The following is an 18,241-nucleotide window of genomic DNA, read 5'->3' on the forward strand; positions in this document are numbered from 1 at the left end:
TTCTTCAAACCCTTCTATATCTGGCTTAGTTTAGTTCTTTTTTTGAGCTTGTACTGACGCATCCTTAAAGGCCATCCAGCCTAATAATGCACACTTAATACGAGCCGGATATTGAGATACACCTGCCAGGGCTACAGCATCCTCCAAGATTGATTCATCTGGCTGACCACTGCCTTTGCTCTGCATAAGCTGAACAAAATTATCGAAAACTACTTGTGCATCATCTAATTTCTTGCCAATCATTAAGCCACTCATGATGGATACGCTTGCTTGAGAAATAGAGCATCCGAGCCCATCCCATGAAACTGATTGAACTATCGATCCATCCAAAGTTAAATTCAATGTAATTTCATCCCCGCAACTCGGATTGATGTGGTGAACCTGAGCGTCATAGGCAGCAGCGAGACCTTTGTTTTCTGGATGCTTGTAATGATCCAAAATAACTTCCTGGTAAAGGTTATCTAATTGCATTATTGTCCAAAATACTTTTTGGCATCTTTGACGCCAGCAACTAACGCATCAAGATCTGAATGATCGTTATACAAATACAGAGATGCTCGAGTTGTTGCTGGAACTCCCAGTGCTCGGGTCAACGGCCAAGCACAATGATGACCTGTTCTGACCGCAATACCGAGACTATCTAAATACTGACCAAGATCGTGGGGGTGAATTCCTTCAACAGTAAAAGAAACTATTCCTCCACGCAATGCTCTATCTAATGGCCCCACTATTGCGATGCCCTCAATTTTTCCAAGTTCAGTTAATAAGTAGGAAGTTAGTTCTTCTTCATGCTTGTGTATGGCATCCATACCAACATTTTGAAGATACTTAAGAGCTGCGCCCAACCCAACTACTTGCGCCATGTTGGGAACGCCAGCTTCAAATTTTCTAGGAGCTTCGGCCCATGTCGCATCAGTCATGGTTACATTTTCAATCATTGATCCACCGAATAAAAATGGCGGCAATTCATTTAACAAATCATATTTTCCCCACAAAACTCCAACGCCAGTTGGACCTAGAGCTTTATGACCTGAAAACGTTAAAAAATCTGCTCCCAATGTGCGAACATTGACAGCTGCATGCGGAACTGATTGACACGCATCAACGATAACAACTGCTCCGACTGAATGCGCCTTCTTAATTATTTGTTCAAGATTGTTAATCGTTCCCAGAACATTGGATTGCTGGGTTATAGCAACAATCTTAGTTTTATCGGTGATTAATGAATCAATATTTGATTCATCCAGTCGTCCATCCGCTGTTACTCCGAACCACTTAAGCGTTGCGCCACTGCGCTTTGCTAATTGTTGCCAAGGAATCAAATTCGCATGGTGTTCCATTTCTGAGACAACAATTGTGTGCTCTGGCCCTATTGCAAAACGACTGCCCGGCTCAGCATTGCTAAAAGCATAAGCAAGAAGATTTAATGATTCGGTGGCACCTTTTGTAAATACAATCTCTTGCGAATCGGCGCCAAGAAAATCTGCAACAGTTTCGCGGGCGGCTTCAAAGAGCTCGGTTGCTTCTTCAGCTAACTGATGAGCACCGCGGTGTGCTGCGGCATTGTGTAATTTGTAGAAATCCATTTCAGCATCTATTACAACCTGGGGCTTTTGACTCGTCGCACCACTATCTAAATAAATGAGCTTTTTGCCGTCACGAATAGTTCGCAAAAAGATTGGGAAATCTTTGCGGATCTTCGTGACATCAAGAGTCATAATTACAGACTAATTACCGACGTATTCGGCATATCCTTGCGCTTCTAGCTTGTCTGCTAACTCCGGACCGCCTTCTTCAACTACGCGTCCGTTTGCAAAAACATGCACGAAATCTGGTTTGATGTAACGCAGGATGCGTGTGTAGTGCGTGATGAGAAGTACTCCTAAGTTATTTGAATCTTTTGCGCGGTTAACGCCTTCAGACACAATACGTAGAGCATCAACATCTAGACCTGAATCGGTCTCATCTAAAATCGCAATCTTTGGCTTTAAGAGTTCAAGCTGCATAATTTCATGGCGCTTCTTCTCTCCTCCAGAAAAACCTTCATTAACGTTTCTCTGAGCAAAGCTTGGATCAATAGATAGAGCTTCCATTGCACCTTTTACTTCTGATACCCACGTGCGCAACTTTGGAGCCTCACCGCGAAGCGCCGTTGCTGCTGTACGCAAGAAATTAGATACTGAAACTCCTGGAACTTCAACGGGATATTGCATTGCTAGAAACAATCCAGCCTTTGCGCGTTCGTCAACACTCATTTCAAGAACATCTGCACCATCTAGTGTTACCGAACCACCAGTGATGGTGTACTTAGGATGACCAGCGATTGAATAAGCAAGAGTGGACTTACCGGAACCATTTGGTCCCATGATTGCGTGAGTCTCCCCTGACTTAATGACCAGGTCAACGCCCTTAAGGATTTCTACCGCACCGCTTTCGGTGTTTACAGAAACTTGAAGGTTTCGGATATCTAATGTGCTCATGGGTGACCTGTTATCTCTCGTTTTTGTTTGTGGACTATTTATCTGTGAAATGAACTTCTACGACATCATCGACGATGCTGACTGGGTAGGTTTTAACAGCGATATTGGCCGGCAATGTAAGTGCCTCGCCTGTGCGCAAATCAAACTCTGCTCCGTGTAGCCAACACTCAATTTTGAAATCTGTTACGTCTCCTTCAGACAAAGATGCCTCTGAGTGTGTGCACGTATCATTGATCGCAAAAACTTCGTTACCAATACGTGTTAAACAAAGATCCTCACCATTGATGTTTACTTTCACCGGCTTACGATCTCGCATCGCTGATAGCTTAATTGAACTCACCTTAAGCACCTGCCTTTACAAGTTCATCATCAATGCGCTGCATTAATCGATCTTGAATTTCGGAATCAGCAATCTCGGTGATGATTTCTGCAAAGAAACCTCGGACAACTAAACGACGAGCATCTTCTACTGAAATACCGCGTGACATCAAATAGAAAAGCTGTTCATCATCAAAGCGACCCGTAGTGCTTGCATGTCCTGCACCAACTATCTCGCCAGTTTCGATCTCTAAATTTGGCACTGAATCGGCGCGAGCTCCATCTGTGAGCAAAAGATTTCGATTAAGTTCGTATGTATCGGTTCCTTCTGCATTGGCACGAATGAAAACATCACCAATCCAGACTGTATGAGCCTTGTCTCCAGATAAAGCACCTTTGAAATTAACTCGAGACTTCGCATTAGGAACGCAATGATCAACAAATATTCGGTGCTCAAAGAACTGCCCAGCAGTTGCGAAGTACACACCAATTAAGTGAGCGTCTGCGCCAGGGCCAGTAAATTCAACTGTTGGAAGTAAGCGAACTACCGAACCGCCAATAGTGACAGTGATGGATTTAAACATCGCATCTTTATCAACTATGGCATGGTGCTTACCAACGTGAACAGTTTGAGAATCCCACTCTTGTAACGTCACAAAAGTGAGATTGGCGCCTGATTCAACTTTGAATTCAATCTCTTCTGCTAACAAGGTGTCCCCTGTATTGGCAAGAATAACAGTTGCCCGTGCATTCGATCCCACATGGATTAGAACACGCGAAAATTCAGCTGCATTAATTCCAAAAGTTTTTCTCGACAAATGAATTGGCGAGCTAACCTCTGTGTTTGCAGCGATTTTCAAAACTGCAACATCTGAGGAAAACTCTCGAACTCTGTTCATTACTGCGTCATCAGTTGTGCTTAAAGATGGCAAAAGCTCTCTTGAAATTCTCTCAAATGTAACTCCTGGAGTTACATCAGAGCGCAACGAAAGCGAACGATGCTCTGCAATTGCCGCAGAGCCATCGTGTAAACCCTTAAGGCGATTCAGTGGAGTAAAACGCCACGACTCTTCCCGCCCATGAGGCACCAAAATATTTGTGGTTAAAACACTCATTAACCAACAGCGCCTTCCATTTGAAGTTCAATCAAACGGTTGAGTTCAAGTGCGTATTCCATTGGAAGTTCGCGAGCAATCGGTTCAATGAATCCACGAACAATCATTGCCATTGCTTCATCTTCTGTTAGACCACGTGACATCAAATAGAACAATTGATCATCACTGATCTTAGAAACTGTCGCTTCGTGACCCATTGAAACATCGTCTTCTCGAACATCTACATATGGATATGTATCAGAGCGAGAAATCGTGTCCACAAGCAGCGCATCGCATTTGACGGTGCTCTTTGAATGATGAGCACCTTCTTGAATTTGCACTAAGCCGCGATATGAAGTTCTACCGCCACCACGAGCAACTGATTTAGAAATCACAGTTGAAGATGTATACGGTGCGGCGTGAACCATCTTTGCACCTGAATCTTGATGTTGTCCTTCTCCAGCGAATGCTAGTGAAAGTGTCTCACCTTTAGCGTGGGCTCCCATAAGAAAAATTGCTGGATATTTCATAGTTACCTTTGAACCAATGTTTCCATCAATCCACTCCATGGTTGCACCTTCGGCACATGTTGCTCGTTTAGTAACTAAGTTATAGACGTTGTTAGACCAATTTTGAATAGTTGTGTAACGAACTCGTGCACCCTTTTTCACAATAATCTCAACTACTGCAGAGTGCAGTGAATCAGATTTGTAAATAGGAGCTGTACAACCTTCTACATAATGAATGTAAGAATCCTCATCAGCAATGATTAAGGTACGTTCAAACTGGCCCATATTTTCAGTGTTGATACGGAAATATGCCTGCAAAGGAATCTCTACGTGTACTCCCTTAGGAACATAAATAAATGAACCACCAGACCACACAGAGGTATTCAACGCAGCAAATTTGTTATCGCCAACTGGGATTACGGTTCCGAAATATTCTTTGAATAATTCTGGGTGGTCACGCAATCCTGAATCCGTATCAAGAAAAATCACACCTTGCGCTGCAAGATCTTCACGAATCGAGTGATAAACAACTTCAGATTCGTATTGAGCAGCAACACCTGAGACCAGACGTTGTTTTTCCGCTTCAGGAATACCTAAGCGATCGTAGGTATTTTTAATATCTTCTGGAAGGTCATCCCATGTTTGTGCTTGCTTTTCAGTTGAGCGCACAAAGTATTTGATTGTGTCGAAAAAGATTCCGGATAAATCTGATCCCCATGATGGCATTGGCTTCTTTTCAAACAGGGCTAAACCCTTAAGACGTAGATCGAGCATCCACTGTGGTTCGGACTTCTTCGAAGAGATATCGCGGACAACGTCTTCGTTGATACCCCGCTTGGCGTTATCGCTCTTCTCATTCTTATCTGCCCAGCCGTATTCGTAATTACCAATTCCTTCTAGTTCTGGATGGGCGATTGTCATGAGCGACCTCTCTTAGTAGTTAACGAACGAGCCGTTTTTGGAACAAAAGTTGTGCACACACCATCGCCATGAGCGATGGTTGCTAATCGTTGAACATGAGTACCGAGGATCTCTGAGAAAGCACGAGTTTCGGCTTCACATAATTGTGGGAACTCTGCTGCAACGTGTGCGATCGGGCAATGGTGCTGGCAAATTTCTTCTCCATGCACCTTTTCAACAACACTTGCTGCATAGCCCTGTTCAGTTAGAAACGAGGCCAATGCATCGCTCTTTTGAGATTTTTTCACAATTGATAGGGACGCCTTTTTAATAATGTCATCGGCGCGAGATTCTGCGAATGCTTTGATGCTTTCCTCTCCCATTTGAGCGGACATGAATTTCAAAGCAGCTACTGCTAAATCATCATAGGAATGTTCAAATTTTTCACGACCGTTATCAGTCATCACAAAAACTTTTGAAGGTCTACCGCGACCGCGAACAAGTGCTGCGTGTGGTTCGCGCGCTTCTAAAACTCCATCCAAAACAAGGGCGTCTAAGTGGCGACGAATTCCTGCAGGAGTAAAACCAAGCTTTTTCGAAAGGGCAGCAGCAGTTGATGGTCCATTTTCTAGGATTTGGCGAGCCACGGCATCGCGTGTACGCACGTCATCGGAAGGTGCTAATCCTGCGGCTATTTTCACAACACTATTGTGTCGTAAATCAATGATTCTTACCACTCGAGGCACGCCTGCAATTGGCATCTTCAATCATGCCTGCCAATCTAGGCTAAGCCCATGAGCGAATTTGCCCGTAAATGGTTGGTGGCAATTCTGCGAATTCTCCTAGTTTTCCAAGTGGGAATTGTTCTCACCGGTGGCATCGTTCGACTCACAGGCTCAGGCCTTGGCTGTCCTACTTGGCCGGAGTGTGTTGAAGGTTCATACACCCCAGTGGAAGATCAATTCGAAGGTTTTCGTGCGTGGATTGAATTTGGAAATCGATTACTAACATTTGCACTCGTGCTCGCCTGCATACTTTCGATTCTTGCCGTATTGCTGAGTAAACAAAAAGAATTGCGACTACTAGTTCTTGGTCAATTCGCTGGAATATTTGGACAAGCTGTTTTAGGTGGCATCACGGTGCTTACAGATTTGCATCCATTGCCTGTAGCAGGTCACTTCATACTTTCAATCATCTTAATCGCTGGTGCGCAATCACTACTGACAAAAGCGAAGACTCCATACGAGCGAATCACACTTGGTAAAAATACACTCCACGCACTAGGTCGAGGCCACGTGGTTCTTACGTTCCTAGTTATTGTTGTTGGAACATTGGTGACAGGTTCTGGTCCCCATGCCGGAGATGCTGCCGCCCCACGTTTTGATTTTGATTTCCGTACAGTGGCTTGGTTACACGCAGACTTGGTCATTGCATTATTAGGCCTATCCCTCGCCTACTTCATTTTTACCGCGACTCCTTCTCATACAAAACGCTTGCTCAAATTCTTCTTCCTTGCAGCACTAATTCAAGGGGCAATTGGATATATTCAATACTTCCTGGATTTGCCAGAATTAATCGTTGCCATGCATATGCTCGGATCCACATTGGTGTGGATCAGCGCATGGAAAGTATGGCTATCCGTTTCAAGACAACCAAAAGAGAGTGAATTGAATCGATGAGCACTATTGCAAATTGGAGTAAAGAAGATGATCTAGTAATTGCCCATGCACGGGCACTTGCTATGGATGCGGTGCAGAAGGTGGGCAATGGCCATCCTGGAACCGCAATGTCTCTGGCACCTGTTGCATACTTACTCTTTCAGCATCACTTAATTCACGACCCTAGTGATCCTAAATGGATTGGTCGCGACCGTTTCATTCTGTCTTGCGGACACTCATCAATGACTCTCTACACACAGCTCTTTCTAAGCGGATACGGATTAGAACTAAAAGATCTTCAAGAGTTTCGAACATGGGGTTCACTCACACCAGGTCACCCAGAGTTTGCTCACACCGCCGGAGTTGAAATGACAACTGGACCTTTGGGTCAAGGTGTTTCAACCGCAGTTGGTATGGCGATGGCCGCGCGATTTGAACGTGGTCTCTTTGATCCTTTAACAACTGACGGCTCATCATTATTTGATCACAATGTGTGGGTCATTTGTTCTGACGGAGATTTACAGGAAGGCGTTAGCAGCGAAGCAGCATCTCTTGCAGGTACGCAGGCACTGGGTAATTTAAATGTTATCTATGACGATAATCGAATTTCAATCGAAGGCGACACGCACGTTACATTTACAGAAGATGTCTCTGCGCGATACCGCGCCTACGGCTGGCAAGTGATAGAAGTGTCGGCTCTTTCAAATGGTGATGTGGACTTAGTTAACTTAGATAAAGCGATGACACAGGCAGCTGCAAATCTAAAACAGCCAACAATGGTTAGATTAAAAACAGTTATTGCCTGGCCCGCTCCCCATGCACAAGGCACAGCTAAATCTCATGGTTCAGCACTCGGAGCAGAAGAAATCGCTGCAACCAAGGTCGAACTTGGTCTAAACCCAGAAGAACACTTTGCATTTCCACAAAGTTTGCTTGATCACGCACGTCTAGTAAAAAAGCGTGGCGCTGCAGCTCGAGGGCAATGGGACAAGAAATTTGATTCATGGAAAAAAGCACAACCCGACCGCGCGAAAACTTTGTCACGAGTTCTTTCTCAACAATTACCTTCAGATTGGGATTCCTTAATTCCAAGCTTTGAGGCTGGTAAAGAAATCGCTACTCGGAAAGCATCCGGTGATGTGATCAACGCTCTTGCGCAGAAACTTCCTGAAATGTGGGGCGGTTCTGCAGATCTAGCAGATAGCAATAACACCACAATTGAAGGCGGAGCTTCCTTTCTTCCCGCAAGTAGTTCTATGAAGGATGCGAATCCCTACGGGCGAATCATTCACTTCGGTATTCGAGAACATGCAATGGGATCAATACTCAATGGAATCGCTTTAAGTGGCTTAACAAAAGCATTTGCTGGAACATTTGCAGTTTTCAGTGATTACATGAGACCGGCTGTTCGATTAGCAGCCCTCATGAAACTACCTTCCACATTTGTTTGGACACACGATTCAATTGGATTAGGTGAAGATGGACCAACACATCAACCTGTTGAACACTTTGCGGCACTTCGTGCGATTCCTGGTTTAGATGTCATCAGACCAGCTGATGCCAATGAAGTTGCAGCGGCATGGCGTGTAATTATCCAACGGCGCAACGCATGCGGAATCTTACTTTCTAGACAAAATTTACCGGTTTTTGATCGCACGCAATATGGATCACTCGATGGCGTTGCACGTGGTGCTTACATTCTCAAAGAAGCAAGCTCCGCCCCACAAGTTATTTTGATGGCAACTGGATCAGAAGTTTCCTTAGCTGTAACGAGCGCGCAAGCCTTAGAAGCATCGGGTATTCCTACTCGCGTAGTCAGCGTTCCGTGCTTTGAATGGTTTAACGAACAAACACAAGCGTATAAGGATCAAGTTCTGCCTCCATCGATAAAAGCGCGTGTAAGTATTGAAGCAGGAATTGCTCAGGGTTGGCGTGATTACGTCGGCGATAACGGAGCTTCTATCTCCTTAGAGCATTACGGCGCATCAGCTAGTGCCAATGTTTTGTTTAAAGAATTCGGCTTTACCGTGGAAAATGTAATTGCAACCGTGAAGAAAATACTTTCTTGATTACACAAGAGATCTCGAAGGCGGGCACATCTATTTGGTTAGATGACTTATCGCGAGCAAAGTTAACTGGTGATGACGCTCAAAGTTTGCCATCTCGAATCGCCAATTCAGGCGTTGTGGGAGTAACAACTAATCCAAGTATTTTCAATTCAGCAATCACAGGATCCGCCGACTATGCCGCCGATATCGCCTCGATGAAATCCTTATCCCCCGAAAACATTGTTAAGAAATTAACTACTGATGATGTGCGCAACGCATGTGATCTCTTCGCAGATATCTATGCTCAATCTTTCGGTGTGGATGGTCGAGTAAGCATCGAAGTTGATCCGCGCCTGGCCCACGACACCCAGAACACAATTGATGAGGGCAAATCCCTCTGGGAAATAGTTGATCGCCCAAATCTTTTGATTAAAGTTCCAGCAACTAAAGCTGGCCTACCTGCCATTACCGAACTAATCGCAAGTGGAATCAGCGTTAATGTCACTTTGATTTTTTCTTGCCAACGCTATGAAGAAGTAATTGATGCTTTTATTCTAGGAATAGAGAAAGCACAAGAACGTGGCATTGATTTAACCTCAATTCATAGTGTGGCATCTTTTTTTGTTAGCCGAATAGATACATCAGTTGATCGCCAACTCAAAGAGATAAACACCCAATCAAGCCTTGAACTTCTTGGAAAAGCCGCGATAGCTAATGCCGTTCTTGCCTATGAACTCTTCCTATCGAAATCCGCATCTGCACGGTGGGACAAGTTAAACGCTGCTGGTGCGCACATGCAACGTCCATTATGGGCATCTACCGGCGTTAAAGATCCAGCTTATGACGACACTAGATATGTCATGGAATTAATTGCACCCTCTACGGTAAACACGATGCCGCAATCAACATTGGACGCTGTAATAGATCATGGCAAGTTTCATGGAAATACAATTACACCGGCCATCGAGAATTCACACATTACTCTCGCTGCTCTTTTAAAAACTGGAGTTTCACTCAATCACATCACCGATACCTTAGAAACAGAAGGAGTGGCTGCCTTTGCCAAAGCATGGCAAGCACTTTTAGATGATGTAGATAAGGTTCGTAATGCATGATTGAAGTTCGATATAGAAATAGCGAGCTAGTTGATCGGCAGTCACAACTATTCAAAAAGCTGTTGGACGCTCATGAACGACTCATCAAAAAAGACTTCACCATTTGGGGTTCAGAAGCCAGCGATGAGGCAAAAATTCGTATGGGTTGGATTGATCTGCCAACAGATTCTCGCGAGTTGCTTGCACAACTTGATGCACTCACAGCCAAGTTTCGACATCTGAACACAATTGTTTTATGCGGAATGGGTGGATCTTCTCTCGGTCCTGAAGTTATTGCACACACCTATGGCAAAGAGCTCATCGTGCTGGATTCAACTGACCCACATTACATTTCCCATTGCTTACCTGAAAATCTGGAAACAACACTTGTGATTGTTGGTTCAAAATCTGGTTCAACAATAGAGACAACCAGTCAGAAAGCGCTCTTCGAAAATCTATTTGAAGCAGCTGGCTTAGATAAGACTAGACACATGATTATCGTTACCGATCCAGATTCTCCCCTTGATATCGCATCGCGTAATTCTGGATTCACAGTTGTAAATGCCAACCCGAATGTGGGTGGTCGCTTTAGTGTTTTGGGCGCTTTTGGTTTACTACCTTCCGCATTTCTTGGCATTGATGTTTCAATTATTTTAGATAGCTCAGCAGATACAAAAGAAGCCTTGATTCGCGACCCATATCCGGCGCTCCTTACGGCCTATGCAATTATCACGGGAACCGTTCAATATTTTGGCATAACAGATGAAAACTCAAAAATGCCTGGGCTATCAGATTGGATTGAACAACTCGTTGCTGAATCCACAGGCAAAAATGGAGTTGGTCGCCTACCAATTGTTACCGATAAAGCAGGAGATTTTCTACCGCCAAAAACGCTAAGAGTCTCATTTGCATCCGATGCTGATTTGGTTATCACTGGAGATTTAGGTTCGCAATTCTTCTTCTGGGAATGGGTGACTGCACTCTTGGGTTCTGGTTTATCTATTGATCCCTTTAATCAACCAAATGTTCAAGAGTCAAAGCTAGCAAGTGGTTCACTGTTAGCAACATGGGGCGACTCTGTTCCAGCACTTAACAGTGTGGGTACGGATAAATCCATTGCGTTTTTTCAACAAGCAGATGATGTGAAATCTCTGCTATCTGTTTTTCTCAATGCCATCGCCGAGAATGGATACCTCGCCATAATGGCTTACGTGGATCGACGAGAAGATGCGCAACTTATGCAACTTCGAAACATCATTGCGCACAAAACTTCCAAGGCTGTAACTTTTGGATGGGGGCCACGGTTTTTACATTCAACAGGGCAATATCACAAGGGCGCACAAGCCAATGGATCTTTCCTTCAAATAACAGCGGAGAGTGATGTGGATTTTGTGATTCCAGGTAAAGACTTCACTTTCAAAACACTCATTGCAGCCCAGGCCAATGGAGACGAAAATGCTATTGCAAGCCGTGGATTGCCTATATTGAGATTGCACTTACTCGATCGCGCAAAAGGAATCTCTGAACTTCTAGCAATAGCTAAGAGTCTTTAGTCATCTCCGCGTAATTTGCGTAACGCTTCTTCAAGAATCTTTGAGCCTTCAGCATCGCTTCTACGCTCTTTCACATATGCCAAGTGTGTTTTATATGGTTCATTCTTAATAGGACTTGGTGGATTGGCTTTATCGCGACCTGCTGGGTAACCACACTTAGGGCAATCCCACTCTGCAGGAATTACAACGCTCTCTTCTTCGGCAAATGATGGACGCACTTCATGTCCGTTTGCGCACCAATAAGAAACATGAGAACGAGCAATCGCTTCTCCACGTTCTGCCTCGCCCATTGGGCCTGCACCAACGCGACTACCGCGAATTGCACTTGCCATGTATTGCTCCTATCAATTCAGAGTTAGTTTAAAACTTTACTTAAGAACCAAACTTAAAGCCACGACTCCAGCAAACCACAATCCACCAACAACAATTGTGATGCGATCTAAGTTCTTTTCTACAACGGAAGAACCGCCATAGCTAGATGAGATGCCGCCGCCGAACAAGTCAGATAGTCCTGCACCTTTTCCTTTGTGCAATAGAACAAGAAGGATCATAAGAATGCTTGTTAAAACCAGAATGATTGAGAGTGCTAACTTCACTGGACTGTGCTCCTTCTATGCTTTCACGCCCGAGATGGTGGGCAGGTGGATAAGGATACCTGTTTAGGCGGGGACTTTCCTACTTATGAAGCAGCGTAGAACTTAGCGATTTTGGCTAATTCTTCAGGATCCAGACTTGCACCACCGATGAGAGCGCCATCAACATTCTCTTTTTTCATAATCTCAACAATGTTGGAAGACTTCACTGAACCGCCATAAAGGATGCGCATATTTGCAGCAATTTCTGCACTTCCAATTGATTCAATCTCTTCTCGTATAGCAGCGCATACTTCTTCGGCATCTTCAGGAGTCGCAGTTTTACCAGTGCCAATTGCCCACACTGGCTCATATGCAATCACAATTTTCTTCAAATCTGGTTTATGGAAACCTTCAAGGCCTGCGCGAATCTGTCTTACAACGTGGCTCACGTGCGTTCCAGTTTCTCGAACAGATAACTCTTCACCTACGCAAAATATTGGAGTTAATTCATTGGCAAGAGCTGCTTTTATCTTTCGATTGATAAGCGCATCATCTTCGTGATGAACTGCTCGACGCTCGCTATGACCAATTACTACAAATGTGCATCCAAGCTTTGAGAGCATCGAACCCGAAATATCTCCGGTGAAAGCTCCGCTAGCTTCAGGCGAGATGTCTTGAGCCCCGTAAAGAAGTCGCAAGCGATCTCCATCTACAAGAGTTTGAATGGATCGAATATCTGTAAAGGGTGGAATGATCGCAACATCTACTTCGTCATAATCTTTATCAGTAAGGCTATAAACAAGTTTTTGCGCAACGGCGATGGCTTCAAGGTGATTGAGATTCATCTTCCAATTACCAGCCATTAAAGGTTTACGCATTTAGTACAGCCCACTTTCATAAGTTAGTAACTCAGAGTCCTAAGGCCGCTAAGCCAGGTAGAACCTTTCCCTCAAGATACTCAAGGGATGCTCCGCCACCGGTTGAAATATAACCGAAATCAGAATCCTTAAATCCTAATGCACGCACCGCAGCGGCTGAATCTCCCCCGCCAACTACAGAAATACCTTCGACTTCGGTCAGCGCTTGTGCAACTACTTGTGTGCCATGCGCAAAGTTTGCAAATTCAAAGACACCCATCGGTCCATTCCAAAATACCGTCTTGCACTTCTTAATTGCATCGGCAAAAGCCGCACCCGAATCAGGTCCGATATCGAGACCCATTTGATCAGATGGCATCTGATCTACAGGCACAACCGTTGGTGTCGCTGATTCTTTAAATTCTGGAGCAATCACAATATCTGTAGGCAAAACTAGAGTAACGCCCTTGAGCGCCGCAGTTTCAATGATCTCTTTAACAGTTGGAATCAAATCAGTTTCAACAAGTGAAGAACCGATCTCTTTTCCTTTGGCTGCAAGGAATGTAAATACCATTCCACCACCAATTGCCATGACATCTACTTTGGAGAGTAGGTTTGAAATGACGCCAATCTTGTCCGATACTTTTGCGCCACCGAGAATAACCCCATAAGGTCTTTCTGGAGATTGTGTTAATTTCTTGAGCACTTCAACTTCTGCTTGAATTAAAAATCCAGGTGCATTAGACAATAGAGATGCAAGATCATAAACGGATGCGTGTTTGCGATGTACTGCCCCAAAACCATCTCCAACGTAAAGATCTGCAAGGGTTGCTAGCTCTTTGGCGAATGCACCACGTTCTGCGTCATCTTTGCTTGTTTCTGCGGCGGTGAATCGAAGGTTTTCCAAAAGCGTTACCGCAGCACCATTGTTTGAAATGAAATCAACTGTCTGACCAAGTAACTCTTCTAATCTTTTGGCAACAGGTGCCAAAGATAATTCGGGCTTTATTTCACCTTTAGGACGACCTAGGTGAGCACCGATGACAATTGAAGCGCCACGTTCTAGAAGATTTTTTATCGTAGGAAGCGAGGCGCGAATACGTCCATCATCTGTGATCGCGCCGTTGCTTAAAGGAACGTTTAAATCACATCGGAGGAATACACGCTTACCTGCTACATCAAGTGAAGCAAGTGAATTCATTACAGCGTTTTACCAACGTACGTAATCAGATCAACAAGACGGTTTGAATATCCCCACTCATTGTCATACCAACCAACAACCTTTGCTGTTGTGCCGATTACCTTTGTAAGTCCACCATCGACGATACAAGAAGAAGGATCAGTCACGATGTCGGAAGAAACTATTGGATCTTCGGTGTATGTCATAAATCCCTTGAGTGGACCCTCAGCACCTTTCTTAAGAGCGACGTTAATATCTGCAGCGCTTACTTCCTTAGAGAGTTCAACTGATAGATCTACTACTGAACCTGTTGGAACTGGAACGCGTAGTGCATAGCCATCGAGCTTGCCCTTGAGTTCTGGAAGAACAAGGCTGATCGCCTTTGCAGCCCCAGTTGATGTTGGAATGATATTTGTCGCTGCAGCACGTGCACGGCGAAGATCCTTGTGAGGGAAGTCCAAAATAACCTGATCATTTGTGTAGGCATGAACAGTTGTCATTAATCCACGGACGATACCGAAGTTATCGTTTAGAACCTTAGCCATTGGGGCTAAACAGTTAGTGGTACATGATGCATTAGAAATAATGTGATGCGATGTTGGATCATATTTTTCATGATTAACACCCATAACAATTGTGATGTCTTCATCTGTTGCAGGGGCTGAAATGATTACTTTTTTGGCTCCAGCTGTGATGTGCTTTTGAGCATCGGCTGCTTTAGTGAAAATTCCAGTGGACTCAATTACAACATCGGCGCCGACTGACTTCCACGGCAAATTAGCAGGATCGCGCTCTGCAAAAACCTTAATGACTTTACCGCCGACTGTAAGAGTGTCGGCCGTATGTGTCACTTCTAAACCAAGGCGACCCAAGATAGAGTCATACTTCAATAAGTGCGCAAGAGTTGCGTTATCTGTTAGGTCATTAATTCCAACGATATTTATATTTGGATTATTCAGGCTTGCGCGAAAAAAGTTTCTTCCAATACGACCAAATCCATTAATTCCAACGTTAATCATCTGTGTTCCTCGCTTGTTAGGGGGCCCAATTAATACGAGCCTTGAAAAATGACCCTCGTGCACCACAACGCTGGGGTATGGGCTAACTCTATCAGCAGAGCGTTATTACTTAAAAGTAGATAAAGATCAGGGCGCTGGCTACCTGTTTAGTTCAATAAATCTGGTGATAATCCAGCTTCAGTATCAGGAATTCCTAATTCACCCGCTCGTTTATCTGCCATCGCTAGTAATCGACGAATTCTTCCAGCGATTGCATCTTTGGTCATTGGTGGAACTGCAAGTGAACCTAACTCTTCCAAACTCGCTTGACCATGACTAATGCGCAACTCTCCTGCTTCCTTTAAATGATCAGGAATAGTTGGCCCAAGAATTTCCATCGCCCGAGAGACACGAGCAGATGCTGCAACGGCAGCTCGCGCCGAACGACGTAAATTCGCATCATCAAAATTGGCTAAGCGATTAGCTGTTGCCCGAACTTCACGGCGCATTCTTCGTTCTTCCCAAGCAAGAACACTCTCGTGAGCACCGAGTCGAGTAAGTAAAACTCCAATGGCATCGCCATCTCTAATAACTACTCGATCAACACCTCGTACCTCACGCGCTTTGGCAACTATTCCAAGACGGCGTGCCGCTCCAACTAGTGCAAGTGCTGCTTCAGGACCCGGACATGTAATTTCAAGAGATGATGATCTACCTGGCTCTGTTAAGGAACCATGCGCGATGAAAGCACCACGCCACGCTGCTTCTGAATCACAAATTGCGGCAGATACAACTTGTGGTGGAAGCCCGCGAACAGGTCGTGAATTTGCATCAACTAACCCAGTTTGGCGAGCAAGTGCATCGCCTTCGTTAATTACACGAACAACATAGCGAGAGCCTTTACGCAATCCACTTGAAGAAAGAACTGCTAAGTCACTTTCATGCCCATAAATGTCAGAAATATCTTTGCGCAATCGACGTGCACTCTGAGCAGTATCTAATTCAACTTCAATAACGATTTTACCTGCTGCAATGTGTAATCCCCCGGCAAAGCGCAGAAGGGATGAAACTTCAGCTTTACGACAGCATGGCTTTGTTATAGCCAAGCGACTGAGTTCATCTTTTACTGCTGCTGTCATTGCCATGGGCTCATCCAACCAAAGATTTGTCCATGATGTGGCTCAAAGCAGATATTAATTTTTTCACATCGTGATGCAGACTTCCTGGAGATTTGCGTAAATCAGCAACGTGTAAAACACCCCCAAAACTCTCAACAAGACCTTGAAGCCTTTGTCCATCATCTAATTCAGCTTCATCAATTAATACATGATCAATTTTCATATCAGGTGCGTATGCATGCATCATTTCAAGATGTTCTACGGGGGTATTTCCCGCAAACTCGTCGGCTTTTGCGCCCGAATGTGAGTCCAAATTCAGAATAATTATTTTCTTAGCACTACTTCGAGCAAGGGCTTGACGTTGTTGCGTTACTAAAAAATGAGGAAGGACGCTAGAAAACCAAGATCCAGGACCAACTGTGATCCATTCGGCCTTTTCAATCGCTGTGAGCGCAACTGGCAAGGCAGTTGGATTTTCAGGAACTAATTGCAGTGATTTCAATTTTCCTTGAGCAGTTGCAACTTGCACTTGACCCTGCACCTTGTTCAGTACTCCCGCGTTTTCAAATATTGCTTCGATATCTAATGGCGCCGCTGCCATCGGAAGTACTCGGCCAACAACTTTTAATAACGCAGCAACACGATCCAAACCCGCTACAGGGTCAACATCTCGATCCCACAGCGCAGCCAACAAGAGATTTCCAACAGCGTGACCATTGAGCGCTCCATCGCTTGTGAAGCGATATTGCAAAATGTCGGCCCAGCTCTTGCCCCATTCATCATCTGCGCATAACGCAGCTAGCGCCATCCGTAAATCTCCTGGAGGAAATATGGGAAATTCTTCACGTAAGCGCCCGCTGGAACCACCATTGTCGGCGACTGTAACAATTGCTGTTATCTCTGTTGTTAATTTTCGAACCGCTGCAAGTGTTGCCGCAAGACCATGTCCCCCACCCAAACACACTATGCGTGGATTAACCTGCGAACTCATTCACGCCCAACGTCGCGATGTGAAGCATGCGCACTAATTGTTAGTCCTGCGCCCTCTCCATCTAGTTTGTCAGCGATTTCACGTGCGACTGACACGCTTCTGTGTTTTCCACCTGTGCACCCGATGGCAACTGTGAGATATTTTTTACCTTCGCGCAAATATCCTGGCAGCATCTGTTGAATCAATGAGACGTAGGTATTTACGAAATCACCAACACCTGGGTTTGCTAAGACAGTTGACTTAACCTTTTCATCCAAACCAGAGAGTGGTCTTAGTTCTGGTATCCAATGAGGATTTGGTATGAAGCGGCAGTCCAAGACCAGATCTGCATCTACTGGAATTCCGTATTTGTATCCAAAGGAGAGCACATTAACCCTGACAGATTGTGTCAATCCTTGAGCAAATATTTCAGCTGTTCGCTTTTCCAATTGATGAACATTTAAATTAGAGGTATCAATGACAACGTCAGCTTGTGCCAACAACTCTTGGAGTTTCTCGCGTTCGGCTGCGATTCCATCAACGATTCGTCCCGAACCTTGTAGCGGATGGGGCCTGCGAGTTGATTCAAATCTTTGCACCAACGCCTGATCCGTTGCATCAAGGAAAGCAACACGAAAATTAGTTCCGGATTTTTTAAGATGCGCTAATGAGGATGCGAGTTCATCAAAGAACTTTCCACCACGAACATCTACAACAACGGCTAATGCACTTATTTCAGATTGCACACCCTGGTTAATCAGATCAGAGAGCAAAGTTGGCGGAAGGTTATCCACGACATACCAACCCAGATCTTCTAGAGCATGGGCCACGGTGGAGCGACCAGCGCCAGTCATTCCGGTCAGAATCAAAACTTCTTTGCTCATGCTCG

The 18,241-nt window shown here is 44.7% G+C and carries 19 protein-coding genes; 4 read left to right on the forward strand and 15 right to left on the reverse strand.

Annotated elements, in window-relative coordinates:
• Positions 1-30: 30 nt before the first annotated feature.
• From sufU to PHILAsVB114_RS03830, 7 genes are read right to left on the reverse strand one after another with little or no spacing between them, the layout of a single operon-like run.
• Positions 31-471 carry a Fe-S cluster assembly sulfur transfer protein SufU gene (gene sufU, locus PHILAsVB114_RS03800; protein WP_095698062.1) on the reverse strand — a complete coding sequence of 147 codons (441 nt, stop codon included), beginning with the start codon at positions 469-471 and terminating at the stop codon, positions 31-33.
• Positions 471-1,718 (reverse strand): cysteine desulfurase, encoded by a 1,248-nt coding sequence (locus PHILAsVB114_RS03805; protein WP_095698063.1) that lies wholly within the window; start codon positions 1,716-1,718, stop codon positions 471-473. Before PHILAsVB114_RS03805 ends, sufU begins: the two co-directional genes overlap by 1 nt.
• 9 nt (positions 1,719-1,727) lie before the next feature.
• Positions 1,728-2,480, reverse strand: coding sequence for a Fe-S cluster assembly ATPase SufC (sufC, locus tag PHILAsVB114_RS03810; protein WP_095698064.1), 753 nt, complete (start codon positions 2,478-2,480; stop codon positions 1,728-1,730).
• Between the two features lie 34 nt (positions 2,481-2,514).
• Entirely contained in the window at positions 2,515-2,820 is a 306-nt protein-coding gene (locus tag PHILAsVB114_RS03815) for a non-heme iron oxygenase ferredoxin subunit (protein WP_236850855.1), read from the reverse strand.
• Between the two features lies 1 nt (position 2,821).
• On the reverse strand, positions 2,822-3,913 hold the full coding sequence (sufD, locus tag PHILAsVB114_RS03820) for a Fe-S cluster assembly protein SufD (protein WP_095698065.1): 1,092 nt from the start codon (positions 3,911-3,913) through the stop codon (positions 2,822-2,824).
• A complete protein-coding gene (gene sufB / locus PHILAsVB114_RS03825; RefSeq protein ID WP_095698066.1) occupies positions 3,913-5,322 on the reverse strand; it encodes a Fe-S cluster assembly protein SufB in 1,410 nt (469 codons plus the stop codon). Before sufB ends, sufD begins: the two co-directional genes overlap by 1 nt.
• Entirely contained in the window at positions 5,319-6,002 is a 684-nt protein-coding gene (locus PHILAsVB114_RS03830; RefSeq protein WP_204246754.1) for a helix-turn-helix transcriptional regulator, read from the reverse strand. The genes sufB and PHILAsVB114_RS03830 overlap by 4 nt, the downstream gene beginning before the upstream one ends.
• 93 nt (positions 6,003-6,095) lie before the next feature.
• Between PHILAsVB114_RS03830 and PHILAsVB114_RS03835 the strand changes: the two genes are divergently transcribed.
• From PHILAsVB114_RS03835 to PHILAsVB114_RS03850, 4 genes are read left to right on the forward strand one after another with little or no spacing between them, the layout of a single operon-like run.
• A complete protein-coding gene (locus PHILAsVB114_RS03835) occupies positions 6,096-6,980 on the forward strand; it encodes a COX15/CtaA family protein (protein ID WP_095698067.1) in 885 nt (294 codons plus the stop codon).
• A complete protein-coding gene (tkt, locus tag PHILAsVB114_RS03840) occupies positions 6,977-9,028 on the forward strand; it encodes a transketolase (protein WP_095698068.1) in 2,052 nt (683 codons plus the stop codon). The genes PHILAsVB114_RS03835 and tkt overlap by 4 nt, the downstream gene beginning before the upstream one ends.
• Positions 9,025-10,122, forward strand: a complete 1,098-nt coding sequence (tal, locus tag PHILAsVB114_RS03845) for a transaldolase (RefSeq protein WP_095698069.1) — start codon at positions 9,025-9,027, stop codon at positions 10,120-10,122. Before tkt ends, tal begins: the two co-directional genes overlap by 4 nt.
• Complete coding sequence (locus PHILAsVB114_RS03850; RefSeq protein ID WP_095698070.1) at positions 10,119-11,654, forward strand: phosphoglucose isomerase-related protein; 1,536 nt, start codon at positions 10,119-10,121, stop codon at positions 11,652-11,654. The genes tal and PHILAsVB114_RS03850 overlap by 4 nt, the downstream gene beginning before the upstream one ends.
• Here PHILAsVB114_RS03850 and PHILAsVB114_RS03855 read toward each other — a convergent pair.
• From PHILAsVB114_RS03855 to rapZ, 8 genes are all read right to left on the reverse strand, one after another.
• Entirely contained in the window at positions 11,651-11,986 is a 336-nt protein-coding gene (locus tag PHILAsVB114_RS03855; RefSeq protein ID WP_095698071.1) for an RNA polymerase-binding protein RbpA, read from the reverse strand. The genes PHILAsVB114_RS03850 and PHILAsVB114_RS03855 overlap by 4 nt on opposite strands.
• Positions 11,987-12,022: 36 nt before the next feature.
• Positions 12,023-12,250 carry a preprotein translocase subunit SecG gene (secG, locus tag PHILAsVB114_RS03860; protein WP_095698072.1) on the reverse strand — a complete coding sequence of 76 codons (228 nt, stop codon included), beginning with the start codon at positions 12,248-12,250 and terminating at the stop codon, positions 12,023-12,025.
• A gap of 83 nt (positions 12,251-12,333) precedes the next feature.
• Positions 12,334-13,107, reverse strand: coding sequence for a triose-phosphate isomerase (gene tpiA / locus PHILAsVB114_RS03865; protein WP_095698073.1), 774 nt, complete (start codon positions 13,105-13,107; stop codon positions 12,334-12,336).
• A gap of 31 nt (positions 13,108-13,138) precedes the next feature.
• Complete coding sequence (locus tag PHILAsVB114_RS03870; protein ID WP_095698074.1) at positions 13,139-14,287, reverse strand: phosphoglycerate kinase; 1,149 nt, start codon at positions 14,285-14,287, stop codon at positions 13,139-13,141.
• Positions 14,287-15,285, reverse strand: a complete 999-nt coding sequence (gene gap / locus PHILAsVB114_RS03875; RefSeq protein ID WP_095698075.1) for a type I glyceraldehyde-3-phosphate dehydrogenase — start codon at positions 15,283-15,285, stop codon at positions 14,287-14,289. Before gap ends, PHILAsVB114_RS03870 begins: the two co-directional genes overlap by 1 nt.
• 146 nt (positions 15,286-15,431) lie before the next feature.
• A complete protein-coding gene (gene whiA / locus PHILAsVB114_RS03880) occupies positions 15,432-16,409 on the reverse strand; it encodes a DNA-binding protein WhiA (RefSeq protein WP_095698076.1) in 978 nt (325 codons plus the stop codon).
• Between the two features lie 4 nt (positions 16,410-16,413).
• Complete coding sequence (locus PHILAsVB114_RS03885; protein ID WP_095698077.1) at positions 16,414-17,373, reverse strand: gluconeogenesis factor YvcK family protein; 960 nt, start codon at positions 17,371-17,373, stop codon at positions 16,414-16,416.
• The gene (gene rapZ / locus PHILAsVB114_RS03890) at positions 17,370-18,236 is read right to left on the reverse strand and encodes an RNase adapter RapZ (RefSeq protein ID WP_095698078.1); all 867 of its coding nucleotides are present in this window, start codon (positions 18,234-18,236) and stop codon (positions 17,370-17,372) included. Before rapZ ends, PHILAsVB114_RS03885 begins: the two co-directional genes overlap by 4 nt.
• Positions 18,237-18,241 lie beyond the last annotated feature (5 nt).

The organism is Candidatus Planktophila limnetica (assembly GCF_002288365.1).
Taxonomy (GTDB): domain Bacteria; phylum Actinomycetota; class Actinomycetes; order Nanopelagicales; family Nanopelagicaceae; genus Planktophila; species Planktophila limnetica.

Excerpts from the sequence above, each read along its gene's own strand:
- sufU (WP_095698062.1), bottom strand. The coding sequence starts at position 471 with ATGCAATTAGATAACCTTTACCAGGAAGTTATTTTGGATCATTACAAG.
- PHILAsVB114_RS03805 (WP_095698063.1), bottom strand. The coding sequence starts at position 1,718 with ATGACTCTTGATGTCACGAAGATCCGCAAAGATTTCCCAATCTTTTTG.
- sufC (WP_095698064.1), bottom strand. The coding sequence starts at position 2,480 with ATGAGCACATTAGATATCCGAAACCTTCAAGTTTCTGTAAACACCGAA.
- sufD (WP_095698065.1), bottom strand. The coding sequence starts at position 3,913 with ATGAGTGTTTTAACCACAAATATTTTGGTGCCTCATGGGCGGGAAGAG.
- sufB (WP_095698066.1), bottom strand. The coding sequence starts at position 5,322 with ATGACAATCGCCCATCCAGAACTAGAAGGAATTGGTAATTACGAATAC.
- PHILAsVB114_RS03835 (WP_095698067.1), top strand. The coding sequence starts at position 6,096 with ATGAGCGAATTTGCCCGTAAATGGTTGGTGGCAATTCTGCGAATTCTC.
- tkt (WP_095698068.1), top strand. The coding sequence starts at position 6,977 with ATGAGCACTATTGCAAATTGGAGTAAAGAAGATGATCTAGTAATTGCC.
- PHILAsVB114_RS03850 (WP_095698070.1), top strand. The coding sequence starts at position 10,119 with ATGATTGAAGTTCGATATAGAAATAGCGAGCTAGTTGATCGGCAGTCA.
- PHILAsVB114_RS03855 (WP_095698071.1), bottom strand. The coding sequence starts at position 11,986 with ATGGCAAGTGCAATTCGCGGTAGTCGCGTTGGTGCAGGCCCAATGGGC.
- tpiA (WP_095698073.1), bottom strand. The coding sequence starts at position 13,107 with ATGCGTAAACCTTTAATGGCTGGTAATTGGAAGATGAATCTCAATCAC.
- PHILAsVB114_RS03870 (WP_095698074.1), bottom strand. The coding sequence starts at position 14,287 with ATGAATTCACTTGCTTCACTTGATGTAGCAGGTAAGCGTGTATTCCTC.
- gap (WP_095698075.1), bottom strand. The coding sequence starts at position 15,285 with ATGATTAACGTTGGAATTAATGGATTTGGTCGTATTGGAAGAAACTTT.
- whiA (WP_095698076.1), bottom strand. The coding sequence starts at position 16,409 with ATGGCAATGACAGCAGCAGTAAAAGATGAACTCAGTCGCTTGGCTATA.
- PHILAsVB114_RS03885 (WP_095698077.1), bottom strand. The coding sequence starts at position 17,373 with ATGAGTTCGCAGGTTAATCCACGCATAGTGTGTTTGGGTGGGGGACAT.
- rapZ (WP_095698078.1), bottom strand. The coding sequence starts at position 18,236 with ATGAGCAAAGAAGTTTTGATTCTGACCGGAATGACTGGCGCTGGTCGC.